At 64.1% G+C, this 17,841-nt stretch carries 17 protein-coding genes and 1 other RNA gene; 8 read left to right on the forward strand and 10 right to left on the reverse strand.

Annotated elements, in window-relative coordinates:
• Positions 1 to 7: 7 nt before the first annotated feature.
• Positions 8 to 565, reverse strand: coding sequence for a YecA/YgfB family protein (locus HNE05_RS18860; RefSeq protein WP_173210218.1), 558 nt, complete (start codon positions 563 to 565; stop codon positions 8 to 10).
• A 190-nt stretch (positions 566 to 755) separates the two neighbouring features.
• Here HNE05_RS18860 and HNE05_RS18865 point away from each other — a divergent pair, with 190 nt between their 5' ends.
• From HNE05_RS18865 to HNE05_RS18880, 4 genes are all read left to right on the forward strand, one after another.
• The gene (locus tag HNE05_RS18865; RefSeq protein WP_173210220.1) at positions 756 to 965 is read left to right on the forward strand and encodes a TIGR02449 family protein; all 210 of its coding nucleotides are present in this window, start codon (positions 756 to 758) and stop codon (positions 963 to 965) included.
• Positions 962 to 1,276 (forward strand): cell division protein ZapA, encoded by a 315-nt coding sequence (locus HNE05_RS18870; protein ID WP_173210221.1) that lies wholly within the window; start codon positions 962 to 964, stop codon positions 1,274 to 1,276. The genes HNE05_RS18865 and HNE05_RS18870 overlap by 4 nt, the downstream gene beginning before the upstream one ends.
• 33 nt (positions 1,277 to 1,309) lie before the next feature.
• Positions 1,310 to 1,488: non-coding RNA, 6S RNA (gene ssrS, locus HNE05_RS18875), on the forward strand.
• 151 nt (positions 1,489 to 1,639) lie between these two features.
• Positions 1,640 to 2,239 carry a 5-formyltetrahydrofolate cyclo-ligase gene (locus HNE05_RS18880; RefSeq protein ID WP_173210223.1) on the forward strand — a complete coding sequence of 200 codons (600 nt, stop codon included), beginning with the start codon at positions 1,640 to 1,642 and terminating at the stop codon, positions 2,237 to 2,239.
• Positions 2,240 to 2,301: 62 nt separating this feature from the next.
• Here HNE05_RS18880 and HNE05_RS20605 read toward each other — a convergent pair whose 3' ends face one another.
• The gene (locus HNE05_RS20605; RefSeq protein WP_275679047.1) at positions 2,302 to 2,433 is read right to left on the reverse strand and encodes a hypothetical protein; all 132 of its coding nucleotides are present in this window, start codon (positions 2,431 to 2,433) and stop codon (positions 2,302 to 2,304) included.
• A gap of 197 nt (positions 2,434 to 2,630) precedes the next feature.
• Between HNE05_RS20605 and HNE05_RS18885 the strand changes: the two genes are divergently transcribed.
• Both HNE05_RS18885 and HNE05_RS18890 read left to right on the forward strand, forming a co-directional pair.
• Entirely contained in the window at positions 2,631 to 3,080 is a 450-nt protein-coding gene (locus HNE05_RS18885; protein WP_173210226.1) for an EVE domain-containing protein, read from the forward strand.
• 51 nt (positions 3,081 to 3,131) lie between these two features.
• The gene (locus HNE05_RS18890) at positions 3,132 to 5,006 is read left to right on the forward strand and encodes a diguanylate cyclase domain-containing protein (RefSeq protein ID WP_173210235.1); all 1,875 of its coding nucleotides are present in this window, start codon (positions 3,132 to 3,134) and stop codon (positions 5,004 to 5,006) included.
• A gap of 155 nt (positions 5,007 to 5,161) precedes the next feature.
• Here HNE05_RS18890 and HNE05_RS18895 read toward each other — a convergent pair whose 3' ends face one another.
• Positions 5,162 to 5,578 carry a flagellar basal body-associated protein FliL gene (locus tag HNE05_RS18895; RefSeq protein WP_173210237.1) on the reverse strand — a complete coding sequence of 139 codons (417 nt, stop codon included), beginning with the start codon at positions 5,576 to 5,578 and terminating at the stop codon, positions 5,162 to 5,164.
• Between the two features lie 161 nt (positions 5,579 to 5,739).
• Here HNE05_RS18895 and HNE05_RS18900 point away from each other — a divergent pair, with 161 nt between their 5' ends.
• Positions 5,740 to 6,717 (forward strand): NADPH:quinone oxidoreductase family protein, encoded by a 978-nt coding sequence (locus HNE05_RS18900; protein WP_173210239.1) that lies wholly within the window; start codon positions 5,740 to 5,742, stop codon positions 6,715 to 6,717.
• A gap of 223 nt (positions 6,718 to 6,940) precedes the next feature.
• Here HNE05_RS18900 and HNE05_RS18905 read toward each other — a convergent pair whose 3' ends face one another.
• The 4 genes from HNE05_RS18905 to trxA form a co-directional block, all read right to left on the reverse strand.
• The gene (locus HNE05_RS18905; RefSeq protein ID WP_173210241.1) at positions 6,941 to 7,909 is read right to left on the reverse strand and encodes a CDP-6-deoxy-delta-3,4-glucoseen reductase; all 969 of its coding nucleotides are present in this window, start codon (positions 7,907 to 7,909) and stop codon (positions 6,941 to 6,943) included.
• Positions 7,909 to 9,375: a 4-hydroxy-3-polyprenylbenzoate decarboxylase gene (gene ubiD, locus HNE05_RS18910; RefSeq protein WP_173210243.1), complete on the reverse strand. Its 1,467-nt coding sequence runs from the start codon at positions 9,373 to 9,375 to the stop codon at positions 7,909 to 7,911. Before ubiD ends, HNE05_RS18905 begins: the two co-directional genes overlap by 1 nt.
• Before the next feature lie 119 nt (positions 9,376 to 9,494).
• Entirely contained in the window at positions 9,495 to 10,754 is a 1,260-nt protein-coding gene (gene rho, locus HNE05_RS18915; RefSeq protein WP_173210246.1) for a transcription termination factor Rho, read from the reverse strand.
• A gap of 251 nt (positions 10,755 to 11,005) precedes the next feature.
• The gene (gene trxA, locus HNE05_RS18920) at positions 11,006 to 11,332 is read right to left on the reverse strand and encodes a thioredoxin TrxA (protein ID WP_173210248.1); all 327 of its coding nucleotides are present in this window, start codon (positions 11,330 to 11,332) and stop codon (positions 11,006 to 11,008) included.
• A 215-nt stretch (positions 11,333 to 11,547) separates the two neighbouring features.
• Here trxA and ppx point away from each other — a divergent pair, with 215 nt between their 5' ends.
• Positions 11,548 to 13,050: an exopolyphosphatase gene (ppx, locus tag HNE05_RS18925; RefSeq protein WP_173210250.1), complete on the forward strand. Its 1,503-nt coding sequence runs from the start codon at positions 11,548 to 11,550 to the stop codon at positions 13,048 to 13,050.
• A 109-nt stretch (positions 13,051 to 13,159) separates the two neighbouring features.
• Here the strand turns inward: ppx and ppk1 are convergent, their stop codons facing one another.
• From ppk1 to HNE05_RS18940, 3 genes are all read right to left on the reverse strand, one after another.
• Positions 13,160 to 15,370 carry a polyphosphate kinase 1 gene (ppk1, locus tag HNE05_RS18930; RefSeq protein ID WP_173210252.1) on the reverse strand — a complete coding sequence of 737 codons (2,211 nt, stop codon included), beginning with the start codon at positions 15,368 to 15,370 and terminating at the stop codon, positions 13,160 to 13,162.
• Between the two features lie 20 nt (positions 15,371 to 15,390).
• Entirely contained in the window at positions 15,391 to 16,404 is a 1,014-nt protein-coding gene (gene hemB / locus HNE05_RS18935) for a porphobilinogen synthase (RefSeq protein ID WP_173210254.1), read from the reverse strand.
• A 98-nt stretch (positions 16,405 to 16,502) separates the two neighbouring features.
• A complete protein-coding gene (locus tag HNE05_RS18940; protein WP_173210257.1) occupies positions 16,503 to 17,747 on the reverse strand; it encodes a sterol desaturase family protein in 1,245 nt (414 codons plus the stop codon).
• Positions 17,748 to 17,841 lie beyond the last annotated feature (94 nt).

Consider the following 17,841-nt stretch of genomic DNA (forward strand, 5'->3'; position numbering starts at 1 on the left):
TCCGACCTTAATGCAGGGAAGGTTTGGCAGCGGCCACCGGCGCCAGCTTGGCGCACTCGGTGAACAGCAGCAGCGGGGCAACACGCAGGTATTCCATCACTTCCATGTAGTCGTTCTCGCCGTCCTCGGACTCTTCCAGGGCACTCTGCACCTGGGCGATGGCGGACAGATCCTGCAGCACTTCCATGGCCTCGCCGCTCAGCGCGGTGTTGCCGAGGATCATGCCGAAGCCGTCGAGGAAGCCCTGGCACCACTGGCCCAGGGCCTGGGCGCGCTCGACCAGCGGCGCATCGTCGCTGGGCAGCAGCAGGACCACGGTGATGTCGGTGCTGGTCAGCTCGCCCTTGACCATTTCCTGCAGGCCGATCAGCGCCTGGCGCACATTGTCGGCCGGCTCGTCGCCGAGCAGCTCGACGGCGTCCTGGATCCAGGCCTCGGGCTCGAAGCCGGCACCGGCGCAGCTGCGACCGAGCAGCAGGCCGTGCAGCTCGGCGGGGGAAACGGGTTTGCCGCTGCTGGCGAGCAGGGCGGCGAAAGCGGAGTACGGCGAATTCGAAGAGGTCATGGGCAGCTAGGCGCTAGGCAGCGCAATGTCTAGAATGGAGGCTTCGTATCCTAGCACCGGCAGGCGCGGCAAGACCATCGAAGCCCTGCGTCAGCGGGCCGCGGCCAGCCAGCGAGAATCGCGATCCGGTCGCATCGCAAGCCCGGCAATCCTTTATAGTTCCGCCACTCATCACCCAGGTAGGGAGCCCATGGAAGACCTCGAACTGCAAGCCCTTACACGCAAACTGGAGCTGTTGATCCAGCGCGTGGAGCAGCTCAAGTCGCAGAACCGTGCCCTGCTGGCCAGCGAGAAGGCCTGGCGCGAGGAACGCGCCCATCTGATCGAAAAGAACGAACTGGCCCGGCACAAGGTCGAATCGATGATTTCGCGCCTGAAAGCCCTGGAGCAGGACTCATGACCCAAGCAAACACCGTCACCGTACATATCCTCGACAAGGAATACTGCATCGCCTGCCCGCCAGACGAACGCAGCAATCTGGAAAGCGCCGCGCGCTATCTGGACGGCAAGATGCGCGAGATCCGCTCCGGCGGCAAAGTCATCGGCGCCGACCGGATTGCCGTGATGGCCGCACTGAACATCACCCACGACCTGCTGCACAAGCAGCAGCGCCTGGATCAGGAAGCCGACCACACCCGCGAGCGGGTGCGCGACCTGCTCACCCGTGTCGACAGCGCCCTGGCCACCGATCAGGATGGCCTCGGCATCTGATTGCAGAGCGGGCGATTGGGGTATACTCGCGCCAGCTCCCTGGTGTGTTTGCCAGTCGGTGATGTCCCTGAGCCGATACGCACAACCACGGGGGTTGCAAGTGGGGCCGGTGTGCATGTCCGCCTGACGGAAAGCCTGAACGCCTCCTGCAATCTCCACCTTGAACTTTCGGGTTCAAGGGCTAACCCGATAGCGGCACAACCGGGGAGTCCTCATTTTTCGAGCCTGCTCAAGCTTTCGCGAGCGAAGGTCAGGCAAGGCAAAAGCGGCTGAGGAAGCGGAGTTTACGAGCTGTAAATGAGCATTCCGAAGACGGTTTTAACGCAGCATGACCGATGCGCAGCAGAGCTTGAGCAGGCTCGCATGCTTGAAGCCGGCAATTTGTCCCGCCCGGTTCTGCGCCGCCAGCTGCGCCAGGCGCGCCGCAACCTCTCCCCCTTGCAACAGAAACAGGCCGCCCGCGCCCTCTATCGGCAGCTGGCCCAGCACCCGCTGTTTCGCCGCGCCCGCGATATTGCCCTGTACCTGCCCAATGATGGCGAGATCGACCCGCGCCCACTGCTGCACGCCGCCCAGTCGCGCGGCAAGGCCGTCTACCTGCCGGTACTCAGCCGCTGGCCACGCACCAGAATGCGCTTCCAGCGCCTGCAGCTGCACGATCGACTGGCAGCCAATCGCTTCCGCATCGCCGAACCCCTGTCCAATCCCAAGCGCCAACGCCGCACCTGGACCCTGGACCTGATCCTGCTACCACTGGTCGGCTTCGACGAGCATGGCGGACGCCTGGGCATGGGCGGTGGTTTTTATGATCGACAACTGGCCTATCGCCAGCTGCGCAAAAATTGGCACAAGCCGACACTGTTGGGACTGGCCCATGAATGCCAGAAGGTGGACAGGCTGGAACTGGCCAGCTGGGATGTGCGGCTACAGGCGGTAGTGACGGATGGCGGCTGGTACGGCTGAACGCCTGCTGGCGAGAGACAACGATGGCACCGCGATCCCTGCGGCGCTCATACGTCTTGCGTTTACGGCTGAGACTGGCTGATAGCCTGTTCGCCCTGACGCTCCCAGAGGTTCTGGGTGTAACCCGTGGTAACCATGCCCAGACTGAACAGGATTACCAGTACCCACAATATATCCGGCTTCTTGCGTTTCATTGGTTGCCTCCCCCTTTCCAGGCACACTGCATCGACTGACCGGTGGTGGTGTTCTTATTGGTCATGCAAGGCGCCAGGCTGGCCTTCTGCTCTCTGCGGAGCACTTTGGACCGAACCACTGCTGGCACCTTATAGCTGTCGGTAGCGAGAACGATTTGAACTACGCCATCGAAGACCGGCAAACAGGAGCAAAGTTCATGCCGAAATGGCTAATGAAATCAGAACCCGACGAACTGTCGATCCATGACCTGCAGCGCCTCGGTCGCGCACGCTGGGATGGCGTACGCAATTACCAGGCGCGCAACTTCTTGCGCAGCATGCAGGAAGGCGATCAGTTCTTCTTTTATCACTCCAGTTGCCCCGAACCGGGCATCGCCGGGATTGCCCGCATCGTCGGCCCCACCTACCCCGACCCGACCGCCCTGGATCCCGCCAGCCACTACTTCGACGCCAAGGCCAGCCACGAGAAGAACCCGTGGAGTGCCATCGACGTGGAGTTCGTCGAAGCCTTCCCGCGCGTGCTGCCACTGGCCCAGTTGAAAGCCGCCGGTGAACTGAGCGAACTGGCCCTGGTGCAACGCGGTAGCCGGCTATCGGTAATGCCGGTCAGCAGCGAGCAATGGGCGGCAATCCTGGCCATGCGTTGAGTCTGGTGGCGCACTGTGCTATCAGGATCGAGACGCTCCTGGAGTTCCCTCATGCGCGCACGCTCGGTCTGGCCGGCAAGGCTGGCGCTGGCCCTTCTCCTGCTGGTGCTGTGCAGCGCCAGCCTGATGCTTGCGCGCTTGCTGGAAAACGACCAGCACAAGCGCCTGGAGGAGCACGTCGGCTACCAGGCGCGCACCCTCGCCCGGCAACTGGAAAACAACCTGAGCATCGAGGTGGAAAGCCTCGAGCGCATCGCCCGCTTGTGGAATAACCTGGGCCGCCTGCAACAGGCCGCATGGGAGCACGAAGCGAACATGGCCCTGCAGGGCTTTCCGGCCTATCAGTCGATCCAGTGGGTCGGCGCCGATCTGCGCATGCGCTGGCTGCTGCCGCTGGCTGGCAACGAGGCGGCGCAGAATTTTCGCCTGAGCGCCGAGCACCCCAACTACCCCCTGGCCATGCAGGCCAGGAACACTGGTGAACAACGTTTCTCCAACAGCTTCCAACTGGTCCAGGGCGGCCGTGGTTTCGTCCTCTATACCCCCCTGTTCCTCAAGGACGCCCAGGGCCAGCGCCAGTTCGATGGATTCCTGCAAGGCGTGTTTCGCGTCGAGCCTCTGATGACGCAATTGCTCGACAGCCTCGACAGCGACGAATTCAGCGTGCAGCTGCTGGAGAACGACCACCCCCTGTACAGCCGCCAGGCACCGGGCAGCCTGCCGCAGATGCCCCAGCGCGTGGCCCTGCAGCTACTCAACAATCGCACCTTCAGCCTGCAGTTGATACCGACCCAGGCGCTCCTGCAGCGCCTCAATTCGCCACTGCCACAGGTGGTGCTGGGGGCCAGCCTGGCCATCAGCCTGCTGCTGGTCGCCGCCCTCGCCCTGGCCCTGGAAAACGCCCGCCGCGCCGAGGCCCTGCAGGTGAGCAATCGCCTGCTGAAAATCGAGGCGACCCGCCGCGAAGCCGTCGAACGCCGCCTGCGCGACAGCCGCGAGCGCCTGCAACTGGTGCTCGACCTCACCGATTCCTGCCAGGACAGCCTGTTCATCTTCGATACCGCAAGCCGCGAGCTGCTGCACATGAACCAGGCCACCTATGCCAGCCTCGGTTACCGCGCGGAACACTTCGCCCAGCTACTGCGCAATGATCCCGAACAGCTGCTGCCAGGCTTCCATGCCTGGCTGCAGCAGGCCCGTAGCGCCCAGCAGGACAACCAGCCGCGCATCTTCCAGCGCGAAATGCGCCGGCGCGACGGCAGCAGCCAGGCCGCCGAGATCAACACCCAGCTGGTGCAATTGCATGAGCGCGAATACCTGATTGCCGTGTCCCGCGACAACCGCGAGCGCCTGGCCCTGGAGGCACGCCTGCAACGCCTGTCCCAGCTGGATGGTCTGACCGGCCTGTACAACAGACGCTTCTTCGATCAACAGCTGCAGGCGGAATGGCGGCGCCTGCGCCGCATCGGCGCACCGATGACCCTGCTGATGATCGATATCGACCACTTCAAGGCCTACAACGATGCACTCGGCCACCTGGCCGGCGACGATGTGCTGCGCAAGGTCGCGACCGTGCTGCAGGAGTGCCTGCAACGCGAGGGCGACGTAGCCTGTCGCTACGGCGGCGAGGAATTCTCCATCATCCTGACCAGCACCGGCCTGGATGGTGGCGAGCATGTGGCTGCGCGGGTTCACGAACTGATCGCCAACCTGGCCATCCCCCACCCTGGCAGCCCACAGCAATACCTGACCCTGAGCATTGGCCTGGCCGTCGCCCAACCGGCCAACGAGGAGCACCCCGGCAGCCTGATCGCCCGCAGCGACCAGGCGCTGTACCAGGCCAAACACGGCGGACGCAACCAGACCCGCATCTGGAGCGCCGCACAAGCCTCCGGCTACAGCCCGTCAGAATCCCCCGGCGCCTGAACCGGCGCCAAGTCGGCCGAGCTGCTGCAGATCGCAGGGTCGATGCACTGCGCAGGCACATGTGGCCGTGGGGTGCACCCTGCGCACCAAGAAATTGTCCGGGCCCGCAGGTGCGCACGGCGCACCTGCGGCATGGCGGGGCAAATAGTGGCGGGTTACTGGATGATCAGGTTGTTGAACAGCAAGTCCTCGACGTAGGGCTTGCCTTCTTCCTGGTTGAGCGCGTCCTGCACCTGCTTGAGCGCTTCCAGGCGCAGCTTTTCCTTGGCGTCCTGGCTGCCCATGCTGGCTTCGGTCTGCTGGGAGAACAGCATCACCAGCTGGTTGCGGATCAGCGGCTCATGATGCTCGACCTTCTCTTCGGCCTCGGTGCCGGTCACCCGCAGGGCGATATCAGCCTTGAAGAACTTCAGCTTGGGACCTGCGCCGAAGTTGCCAACCAGGGCTGGCACCAGGCTGTAGTAGGCCACCTTGGGCGCCGCGTTCTCGCCTTCCGCTTCTTCGCCACCGCTGTTGGCCTGAACGGCAAAGGGCAATGACAGGGCCAACAGCAGAGCAATCCAGGTTTTCACGACGGCAGTTCCTCACTAAAGGGGTGACCTAGCATAGCCATTGCCGCCGCCACACCCAAGCCCAACGCTTATACGAGGGCATCAGGCCGGGGCATGCTCGTTGACCGGCCGGGCGTGCCACCTACACTGCCAGACCATCAACCCGCTGAGGAAATCTCGTGATGAAAGCCGTTCTGTGCAAAGCCTTCGGCCCGGCCGAAACCCTGGTAGTGGAAGACGTTGCCAGCCCCGCGCCCAAGAAGAACGAGATCCTCCTCGAGGTGCATGCCGCCGGGGTCAACTTCCCCGACACCCTGATCATCGAAGGCAAGTACCAGTTCAAGCCGCCCTTCCCCTTCTCCCCGGGCGGTGAAGCGGCCGGCGTGGTGCTGGAAGTCGGCGAGAAGGTCGAGCACGTCAAGGCCGGTGACCGGGTGATGGCGCTGACCGGCTGGGGCAGCTTCGCCGAACAGGTGGCGGTGCCCGGCTACAACGTCATGCCGATTCCGCGCGGCCTGGATATCAATGCCGCAGCCGCCTTTGGCATGACCTACGGCACCTCGATGCACGCCCTCAAGCAGCGCGCCAACCTGCAGCCGGGCGAAACCCTGCTGGTGCTCGGCGCCTCCGGTGGTGTCGGCCTGGCCGCGGTGGAGATCGGCAAGGCCATGGGCGCCACCGTGATCGCCGCCGCCAGCAGCGCAGAGAAGCTGGCCGTGGCCAAGGCCGCCGGCGCCGACCACCTGATCAACTACAGCGAGGCGAGCCTCAAGGATGAAGTGAAGAAGCTCACCGGCGGCCAGGGCGCCGACGTGATCTACGATCCGGTCGGCGGCGACCTGTTCGACCAAGCCATCCGCGCCATCGCCTGGAACGGCCGCCTACTGGTGGTCGGTTTTGCCAGCGGGCGCATCCCCGAGCTGCCGGTCAACCTCACCTTGCTCAAGGGCGCGGCGGTGGTCGGGGTGTTCTGGGGCTCGTTCGCCCAGCGCCAGCCGCAGGACAATGCCGCCAACTTCCAGCAGCTGTTCGCCTGGCATGCCGAAGGCAAGCTCAAGCCGCTGGTGTCGCAGGTCTTCCCGCTGGAGCAGGCCGCCGAGGCGATCAATGCCCTGGGGCAGCGCAAGGCGGTGGGCAAGGTCGTAGTGCAGGTGCGTTGAGCCAAGCGTAGGGTGGATGACGCCTTTTTCATCCACCATTCAGCGCCGCTTGGTGGATCGGTGCAACGCGATCCACCCCCACGACCGAAACCGGTAGCCCGGATGCAATCCGGGAGCAGAGTTGACTGCTCCCCGGATTGCATCCGGGCTACAAAACCTCGCCACTCCCTCTGCACATGAAAAAGCCGCCTGAAGGCGGCTTTTTCATTAACGCCAGCGGCGCTCAGTCGCGTGGCGCGTAGGCAAACACGTCGGCGCGCATCTGGTGGGCATCCATGCCGGCCTCGACCAGCGCATCGAGGGTGCCGTAGACCATCGCTGGCGAGCCGCTGGCATAGACGTGCAGGGCCTTGAGGTCGGCGAAGTCCGCGCACACCGCCTCGTGCAGCAGGCCACAGCGCCCGGACCAGTCACCCGGCTCACTGACCACCCGATGCAGGTGCAGACCGGAGGTCTGCTGCCAGTCGGCCCAGTGCGGCAGCTGGTAGAAGTCCTCGGCGTGACGCACGCCCCAGTACAAGTGCACCGGGTGCTGGAAGCCGGCGGCGCGGCAATGCTCGATCAGGCTGTGCATCTGCGCCATGCCGGTACCGGCGGCGATCAGCACCAGCGGCCCGGCTGGCAGCTCGGCCAGGTGGGTGTCGCCGAAGGGCAGCTGCACCCTGGCAAAACCCTGGCGACGGAGGAACGCCAGCAACTCGTTGGCGCTTTCTTCGCGCGCCAGCACGTGCAGTTCCAACTCGCGCCCGCTGTGCGGCGCCGAGGCGAGGGAGAAGGCGGAGTATTCGCCATCCTCACGCTGCACCAACAGGTATTGCCCGGCGTGGTAACGCGGCAGCTTGCCGGCCGGGGTGCGCAGGCGCACGCGGAACACGTCGCCGCCCACGTCGGTGCATTCGAGCAACTGGCAGTTCAGTTCGCGCAGCGGCAGCTCGCCGGGCGCCAGCACGCCATCCCAGTGCAGCACGCAGTCCTGCAGCGGTTCGGCCAGGCAGGTGTACAGCTCACCGTGGTCGCGATCTTCGCCGCTCTGGCGTACGCGACCCTCGACCAGCAGGGCCGAGCAGATATGGCAGTTGCCATTACGGCAGCTCTGCGGGCAGTCGTAGCCGAGGCGCCGCGCGGCATCGAGGATGCGCTCGCCGGCCTCGACCTCGAGTACTGCGCCAGAGGGTTGCAGAGTGACTTTCATCAATCGATTCCGAGTTGGCCCCACAGCTCATCCACCCGCTGCTTGACCGCCTCGTCCTGGACGATGGCGCGGCCCCACTCGCGGCTGGTCTCGCCCGGCCACTTGTGGGTGGCGTCGAGGCCCATCTTCGAGCCCAGGCCGGAGATCGGCGAGGCGAAGTCGAGGTAGTCGATCGGCGTGTTGTCGATCAGCACCGTATCGCGCTTGGGATCCATGCGCGTGGTGATGGCCCAGATCACGTCGTTCCAGTCCCGTGCATTGATGTCGTCGTCGGTGACGATAACGAACTTGGTGTACATGAACTGTCGCAAAAACGACCACACGCCGAGCATCACGCGCTTGGCGTGGCCGGGGTACTGCTTCTTCATGGTCACCACCGCCATGCGGTAGGAACAACCTTCCGGCGGCAGGTAGAAGTCGGTGATTTCCGGGAACTGCTTCTGCAGGATCGGCACGAACACTTCGTTCAGCGCCACGCCGAGAATCGCCGGCTCATCCGGCGGCCGGCCAGTGTAGGTGCTGTGGTAGATCGGCTTCTGCCGGCGGGTAATGCGCTCGACGGTGAATACCGGGAAGCGGTCGACCTCGTTGTAGTAGCCGGTGTGGTCGCCATACGGGCCTTCATCGGCCATCTCGCCGGGATGAATCACCCCTTCGAGGACGATTTCGGCGCTGGCCGGTACCTGCAGGTCACTGCCACGGGCCTTGACCAGCTCGGTCTTGTTGCCGCGCAGCAGACCGGCAAAGGCGTACTCGGAGAGGCTGTCCGGCACCGGGGTGACCGCGCCGAGAATGGTCGCCGGATCGGCACCGAGGGCCACGCAGACCGGGTAGGGCTGGCCGGGAAACTTCTCGCACCAGTCGCGGAAATCCAGGGCGCCGCCACGGTGACTGAGCCAGCGCATGATCAGCTTGTTGCGACCGATGACCTGCTGGCGGTAGATGCCGAGGTTCTGCCGGTCCTTGTTCGGGCCCTTGGTGATGGTCAGGCCCCAGGTGATCAGCGGGCCGACATCGCCCGGCCAGCAGGTCTGCACCGGCAGCTTGGTCAGGTCGACGTCGTCGCCCTCCTCGATCACTTCCTGGCACGGTGCGTCCTTGAGCACCTTGGGCGCCATGCTCAGGACCTTCTTGAAGATCGGCAGCTTGCTCCAGGCATCCTTCAGGCCTTTCGGCGGCTCCGGCTCCTTGAGGAAGGCCAGCAGCTTGCCGATCTCGCGCAGCTCGCTGACTGCCTCGGCGCCCATCCCTAAGGCCACGCGCTTGGGTGTGCCGAACAGGTTGCCGAGCACCGGCATGTCAAAGCCGGTGGGGTTTTCGAACAGCAGCGCCGGGCCGCCCTTGCGCAGGGTGCGGTCGCAGATTTCGGTCATTTCCAGCACCGGGGAAACCGGCGTCTGGATGCGCTTGAGTTCGCCGCGCTGTTCCAGGCCGCGGATAAAGTCGCGAAGGTCGCGATACTGCATGCTTGAGCCTCGTATAGGCGTGCAGGTCGGGGCGCAAAGTTTAGCGCCGAACTGGGTTATTCAGAAGGCCGCAGAAACGCAAAGGCCGGGTTTCCCCGGCCTTTGTGGTCACGACTGAATTATTTCCGCTTCATGGAGAGGAAGAATTCATCGTTGGTCTTGCTGTCTTTCAGCTTGTCGAGGAGGAACTCGATGGCGGCGATTTCGTCCATCGGGTGCAGCAGCTTGCGCAGAATCCACATACGCGACAGCTCTTCCTCGCCAGTCAGCAACTCTTCGCGGCGGGTGCCGGACTTGTTGATGTTGATGGCCGGGAACACGCGCTTCTCGGAAACCCGGCGATCGAGGATCAGCTCCATGTTGCCGGTGCCCTTGAACTCTTCGTAGATCACTTCGTCCATCTTCGAGCCGGTTTCCACCAGCGCGGTGGCGATGATGGTCAGCGAACCGCCTTCTTCGATGTTACGCGCGGCGCCGAAGAAGCGTTTCGGCTTCTCCAGGGCGTGGGCGTCGACACCACCGGTGAGGACCTTGCCGGAGCTCGGGATCACGGTGTTATAAGCACGCGCCAGACGGGTGATGGAGTCGAGCAGGATGACCACGTCCTTCTTGTGCTCGACCAGACGCTTGGCCTTCTCGATCACCATTTCGGCGACCTGCACGTGGCGGGTCGGCGGCTCGTCGAAGGTCGAGGCAACCACTTCGCCGCGCACGGTGCGCTGCATCTCGGTCACTTCTTCCGGGCGCTCGTCGATCAGCAGAACGATCAGGTGGCACTCGGGGTTGTTGCGGGTGATGTTGGCCGCAATGTTCTGCAGCATGATCGTTTTACCCGCCTTCGGCTGGGCGACGATCAGGCCGCGCTGGCCCTTGCCGATCGGGGCGCAGAGATCGATCACACGCGCAGTGAGGTCTTCCTTGGAGCCGTTGCCGGCTTCCATCTTCAGACGCTCGTTGGGGAACAGCGGCGTGAGGTTCTCGAACAGGATCTTGTTCTTAGCGTTTTCCGGACGGTCGAAGTTGATCGAGTCGACCTTGAGCAGGGCAAAGTAACGCTCGCCTTCTTTCGGCGGGCGGATCTTGCCGATGATGGTGTCACCGGTACGCAGGTTGAAGCGGCGGATCTGGCTGGGCGAGACGTAGATGTCGTCCGGGCCGGCCAGGTACGAGGAGTCCGCGGAGCGCAGGAAGCCGAAGCCGTCCTGGAGGATCTCCAGCACGCCGTCGCCGGAGATCTCTTCGCCGCTTTTAGCGTGCTTTTTCAGCAGGGCGAAGATGATGTCCTGTTTGCGCGAACGGGCCATGTTTTCCAGGCCCATCTGTTCAGACATTTCGAGCAGATCGGCAATCGGCTTTTGCTTGAGTTCGGTCAGATTCATAGGAATGACGTAGCTTTGAGGAAGGGAAGGGAAAGCACTGGGCTTTGGAAGCCGCGCCGCGAGAAGGCGACTGAATCGCTCGATATTATCGAATTAGGATGCGTCGGCGACGGCTTGGAGGGCAGCGGAGGAACCGCTGACCGGCCGAATGTAACACCGGCCTGGTGACGCGTCTAGCCTGCCCAAGAAAAAGCCCCGCTAGGTGCGGGGCTTCTCACAGCAGCTGACTGGGGCGGCAGAGCCGCGCGCAATCAGATGTTGGCGTCGAGGAAAGCCGCCAGTTGCGACTTCGACAGGGCGCCGACCTTGGTCGCTTCGACATTGCCGTTCTTGAACAGCATCAGGGTCGGGATGCCACGCACGCCGTACTTAGGCGGGGTGTCCTGGTTCTCGTCGATGTTCAGCTTGCAGACCTTCAGTTTGCCCTGATAGGTCTGGGCGATTTCGTCGAGGACCGGGGCGATCATCTTGCACGGACCGCACCATTCGGCCCAATAGTCGACCAGGACCGGGCCGTCGGCCTTGATCACGTCGTCTTCGAAGCTGGCGTCGCTGACGTTGGTGATGAAATCGCTCATGGATAATCTCCAGGTTTTGAAGCAAAAAGTGGCGCCATCATAGCCCGGCTTTGACCTCACCGAAAGCCGAAGTCGATTGAGCCTAACTATTGATATGCAGCAATAAGCTGATGAAAGAGTACGGCAGGCCGAGCCCAGGAGGTTAACATGCACGAAATTGGACCGACTGCCCGATCGTGGCAGGATGCCTCCGTTCAGCAGCGAGACCCCTGACCATGCCGCAAGCCGCTCCCAAGTCGTTTTCTTTGATCGCCGCCATCGACCTCGGTTCGAACAGCTTTCACATGGTGCTGGCCAAGGCCGAGCATGGCGAAGTGCGGATTCTCGAGCGCCTCGGCGAGAAGGTACAGCTGGCCGCCGGCATCGACGACGAACGCCTGCTCAGCGAAGAAGCCATGCTGCGCGGCCTCGACTGCCTGAGTCGCTTTGCCCAGCTGATCCAAGGCCTGCCCCAGGGCGCGGTGCGCATCGTCGGCACCAACGCGTTGCGCGAAGCACGCAACCGTGGCGAGTTCATCCGCCGCGCCGAAGCCCTGCTCGGTCATCAGGTCGAGGTCATCTCCGGCCGTGAAGAAGCGCGCCTGATCTACCTGGGGGTGTCGCACAGCATCGCCGATACCCCGGGCAAGCGCCTGGTCGCCGACATCGGCGGCGGCAGCACCGAGTTCATCGTCGGCCAGCGCTTCGAGCCGCTGCTGCGCGAAAGTCTGCAGATGGGCTGCGTGAGCTTCACCCAGCGCTATTTCAAGGACGGCAAGATCACCGCCGCACGCTATGCCCAGGCCTACACCGCCGCACGCCTGGAGCTGATGACCATCGAACAGGGCCTGCAACGCCTGGGCTGGCAGGAAGCCGTGGGCGCTTCCGGCACCCTGCGCGCCGTCGGGCTGGCGATCAAGGCCGGTGGCCTGGGCAATGGCGAGATCAACCCCGAAGGCCTGGCCTGGCTCAAGCGCAAGCTGCTCAAACTGGGTGAGGTCGACAAGCTGGATCTGGATGGCATCAAGCCGGACCGCCGGCAGATCTTCCCGGCCGGCCTGGCCATCGCCGAAGCCATCTTCGACGCCCTCGACCTGCAGCGCATGGATCACTCCGAAGGCGCCCTGCGCGAAGGCGTGCTGTATGACCTGCTCGGCCGCCATCACCACGAGGACGTGCGCGAGCGCACCCTCAGCGCCCTCATGGAGCGCTACCACGTCGACCTGCAGCAGGCCGCCCGGGTCGAAGCCAAGGCACTCTCGGCGCTGGAACAGGTCACCGCTGCCTGGCAACTGGACGACGACTGGCACCGCGACCTGCTGCAGTGGGCCTCACGGGTGCACGAAATCGGCCTGGATATCGCCCACTACCAGTACCACAAGCACGGCGCCTACCTGATCGAACATTCCGACCTGCCCGGCTTCTCGCGCCAGGATCAGCTGATGCTGGCCCTGCTGGTACGCGGCCACCGCCGCAACATCCCCAAGGACCGCTTCGCCGAGTTCGGCGAGGAAGGCATCAAGCTGTTGCGCCTGTGCGTCCTGCTGCGCTTCGCCATCCTCTTCCACCACATCCGCGGCGCCCAGGAAATGCCCAAGGTGCAGCTGGAAGGCGGGCCGCAGAGCCTCGACCTGAGCTTCCCGGCGGGCTGGCTGGAGCTCAACCCGCTGACCCAGGCCGACTTCGCCCAGGAAGCCGAGTGGCTGAAGCGCATCGGCTTCACCCTGACCATCCGTTAGGCAGCGCTCGCCGCGTCATCTCAGGCGAGCCACACCAATTATCGACACCATGCAAAAGCCCCGCAGATGCGGGGCTTTTGCATGGTGCTCAGTGCACAGACACGCGGGATCAGCGCGCCAGCGGGCTGGTCAGCTTCTCCAGCAGGCTGGCCTGGGCACTGCGCAGGTTGGCGTTGCCGCTCGGCGTGATGCGCACATAGCGCCCATCCGGCTGCAGCGCCCAAGCCTGGGTGTTGTCGGTCAGATAGGCTTCCAGTTCCTTCTTCACCCGCACGATCAGCTTGCGCCCCTCCACCGGGAAACAGGTCTCCACGCGCTTGTCGAGGTTGCGCTCCATCCAGTCGGCGCTGGACAGGTAGATCTTCTCCTCGCCGCCATTGAGGAAGTAGAACACCCGGGTGTGTTCGAGGAAGCGGCCGATGATCGAACGCACCTGAATGTTGTGCGACACGCCGGGCACGCCAGGACGCAGGCAGCACATGCCGCGCACCACCAGGTCGATCTTCACCCCGGTCTGGCTGGCCTTGTACAGCGCGCGGATGATCTTCGGGTCGGTCAGCGAGTTGAACTTGGCAATGATGTGCGCCGGCTTGCCTTCGCTGGCCTGCTGGGTCTCGAAGGCGATCAGGTCGAGCAGGGTTTTCTTCAGGGTAAAAGGCGCATGCAGCAGCTTCTTCATGCGCAGGGTCTTGCCCATGCCGATCAACTGGCTGAACAGCTTGGACACGTCCTCGCCCAGCGCCACGTCGGCGGTGAGCAGGCTGTAGTCGGTGTACAGGCGGGCGTTGCCGGCGTGGTAGTTGCCGGTGCCGAGGTGCGCGTAGCGGACGATCTCGCCGTTCTCGCGGCGCAAAATCAGCATCATCTTGGCGTGGGTCTTGTAGCCGACCACGCCGTAGATCACCACCGCACCGGCAGCCTGCAGGCGGCTGGCCAGTTGCAGGTTGGACTCTTCGTCGAAGCGCGCGCGCAGCTCGATTACCGCGGTGACTTCCTTGCCGTTGCGCGCCGCCTCAACCAGCGCGTCGACGATTTCCGAGTTGGCCCCCGAGCGGTACAGGGTCTGCTTGATCGCCAGCACATGCGGGTCTTTCGCCGCCTGGCGCAGCAGGTCGACCACCGGGGTGAAGGACTCGAAAGGATGCAGCAGGAGAATGTCCTGCTTGCTGACCACGCTGAAGATGTTCTCGGCGTTCTGCAGCAGCTTGGGGATCACCGGGGTGAACGGCGCGTACTGCAGCTCCGGGTGACTGGCCAGCCCGGTGATGGCGAACAGGCGGGTCAGGTTGACCGGGCCATTGACCTGGTACAGCTCGCTCTCGCTCAGACTGAACTGCTTGAGCAGGTAGTCGGACAGCTGCTTCGGGCAGGTGTCGGCCACCTCCAGGCGCACCGCGTCGCCATAGCGCCGCGCGAACAGCTCGCCGCGCAGGGCGCGGGCCAGGTCTTCGACGTCCTCGGTGTCCACCGACAGGTCGGCGTTGCGGGTCAGGCGGAACTGGTAGCAGCCCTTGACCTTCATGCCCTGGAACAGGTCGTCGGCGTGGGCGTGGATCATCGAGGAGAGGAACACGTAGTTGTCGCCGGGGCCGCCGACCTCTTCCGGCACCTTGATGATGCGCGGCAGCAGACGTGGCGCCGGGATGATCGCCAGACCGGAGTCGCGGCCGAAGGCATCGATGCCCTCCAGCTCGACGATGAAGTTCAGGCTCTTGTTCACCAGCAACGGGAAGGGGTGCGTCGGATCGAGACCGATCGGGGTGATGATCGGTGCGATCTCGTCGCGGAAGTAGCGGCGCACCCAGGCCTTGAGCTTGGTATTCCAGAAGCGCCGGCGGATGAAGTTGACGTGGTGCTTGGCCAGCGCCGGAAACAGATTGTCGTTGAGAATGGCGTACTGGCGCTCGACCTGCTCATGCACCAGCTCGGAAATCCGCGCCAGCGCCTGGTGCGGCTGCAGGCCGTCGGCACCGGCCTGTTCGCGGGCGAAGTTGATCTGCTTCTTCAGCCCGGCCACGCGGATCTCGAAGAACTCGTCGAGGTTGCTGGAGAAGATCAGCAGGAACTTCAAGCGCTCGAGCAGCGGATAGGACTCATCCAGCGCCTGTTCCAGCACGCGGATGTTGAACTTCAGCTGGGACAGTTCGCGGTGAATGTACAGGCTGCTGTCATCCAGCCCCGGTACCGCGACGGGCGCTACGACCGGCGCAGGCGGGACGACGACCGGCTCGACGACCTCGACCACGGCCTGTTCGACCACGCTCTCGTTGCTCGGCTGTGCGTCCAGCGCCGCGTTATTGCTCAATCCCTCGGTGTTCATGCCATCACTTCCCAGGGGGCTTATTGCCCCGCCTTGATCAATTCTGCCGCCCGCTTGGCGAAGTAAGTGAGAATGCCATCGGCACCTGCACGTTTGAAAGCCGTCAGCGACTCGAGGATGACCGCTTCACTGAGCCAGCCATTCTGGATTGCCGCCATGTGCATGGCGTACTCGCCACTGACCTGATAGACGAAGGTCGGCACACGGAATTCCGTTTTCACCCGCTGCAGGATGTCCAGGTACGGCATGCCCGGCTTGACCATGACCATGTCGGCGCCTTCGGCCAGGTCGGCCGCCACTTCGTGCAGCGCCTCGTCGCCGTTGGCCGGGTCCATCTGGTAGCTGGCCTTGTTGGCCTTGCCCAGGTTGGCCGCCGAGCCGACCGCATCGCGGAACGGGCCGTAGTAGGCGCTGGCGTACTTGGCCGAGTAGGCCATGATCCGCACGTTGCTGTGGTCAGCCAGCTCCAGGGCCTCGCGGATCGCCTGAATGCGCCCGTCCATCATGTCCGACGGCGCCACCACCTGGGCACCGGCAGCGGCATGGGACAGCGCCTGCTTGACCAGCGCATCGACAGTGATGTCGTTCTGCACGTAGCCATCCGCATCGAGGATGCCGTCCTGGCCGTGGGTGGTAAAGGGGTCGAGGGCCACGTCGCTGATCACCCCCAGCTCGGGGAACTTGCTGCGCAGGGCACGGATCGCGCGCTGAGCGATGCCGTCCGGGTTCCAGGCTTCCTCACCGAGCAGCGACTTCTTCTCCAGCGGCGTCACCGGGAACAGCGCCAGCGCCGGAATACCCAAGGCCACCCACTCCTCCGCTTCCTTGAGCAGCAGGTCGATGGACAGGCGCTCGACGCCCGGCATCGAGGGGATCGCTTCGCGGCGGTTTTCACCGTCGAGGACGAACACCGGCAGGATCAGGTCGTCGACACTCAGGCGATTTTCGCGCACCAGGCGGCGGGAGAAATCATCGCGGCGGTTGCGGCGCAGGCGGGTGGCAGGGAACAGGCGATTGGCGGGGGTAAAGCTCACGGCAAACTCCGGGGCCCACGCGCGCGGGCTCAGTGTGACGGTTATAAGCCCCCATTATGACCAAATGATGACGCCGCGACAGCGCCACAACCGCCGAATCAGGCAGGCGCCGGCGCGACGCGTTGCCGCTGCAGCAGGATCAGACCCAGCAGACTCAGGCCACTGTAGCCCAGCAGCAGGCCCCAGACCGGCAGCGCCACGCCGATACCGGGCCAGCCCTGCGCCTCGACCCACCACAGCAGCGGCGGGTTGCAGACCAGGCGCACCAGCTCCAGCCACAGCACGAAGGGCCGATTCTCCAGCCAGGCACCGATGACATACAGACCGAACGCCATCCAGGCACAGGCCAGGATCAGCTGCGGCACCGTCAGTTGCTCGCCGACCGCCAGCAGGTAGCTGCCCAGCAGCAGATAGACGCCGAACTGCAGCAACGCATAGAGCTGACGCGGGCGACCGAGAGGCACGACGAACTTCTCGAAGCGCGCCAGATCGGGTTTGCCGCGCGGATGGCGAGCCTCGACATCGGCCGGACGCCAGCCGGTGCGCATGAACCAGATACGCAGCTTGTCCCACCAGGATGCCGCGCGCACCGCGTCCTGCCACAGCACGGCATAGAACTGCAGGTTGGCCCACAGCGGGTTCCAGCTGGCCAGCGGGGTGGTCACGCCGAACACCACGGGCTCGTCGTCGCGCTCCTCCTGGAAGGAGCCGAACAGGCGATCCCAGAGGATGAACACGCCGCCGTAGTTGCGATCCATGTAAACCGGGTTCTGCGCATGGTGCACGCGGTGGTTGGACGGGCTGACGAAGAACCACTCGAACCAGCCCAGCTTGGGGATGTGCCGGGTATGCACCCAGAACTGATAGAGCAGATTGAGTGCGCCGACACCGAGAAAGACCAGCGGCGGTACGCCGACGATGGCCATCGGCAGGTAGAAGATCCAGCCGAAGATGAAGCCCGTACTGGTCTGGCGCAGGGCGGTGGAGAGGTTGTACTCCTCGCTCTGGTGATGCACCGAGTGCGCCGCCCAGAGGATGTTGCGCTCATGCCCCAGGCGATGCAGCCAGTAGTAACAGAAATCGTAGAGGACGAACGCCAGCAGCCAGACGCGCCAATCCTCGGCAGCCAGCTGGAAAATCGCCAGTTGCTGCCAGGCGAAGGTGTAGGTGAGCAGGCCGACCGCCGCCGTAAGCAAGCCACTGGTGGTCGACAGCACGCCGGCACTCAGGCTGTTCAGGGCATCGGCCAGGCGATAGCTGCTTCTGCCGCGCCAGCGGTCGGCGAGCAGCTCCAGACCGATCAGCAGGAAGAACACGGGCACGGCATAGAGGATGTAATTCACGGTTCACCCATATCGTTGCGCGGCGGCGCGGGCTAGGATTGCTTCATCTACCGCCATGCTAAGCCACACCCGCACGCCCACTGAGTACCGGGCA

Source organism: Pseudomonas campi (assembly GCF_013200955.2).
GTDB classification, from domain to species: Bacteria; Pseudomonadota; Gammaproteobacteria; order Pseudomonadales; family Pseudomonadaceae; genus Aquipseudomonas; species Aquipseudomonas campi.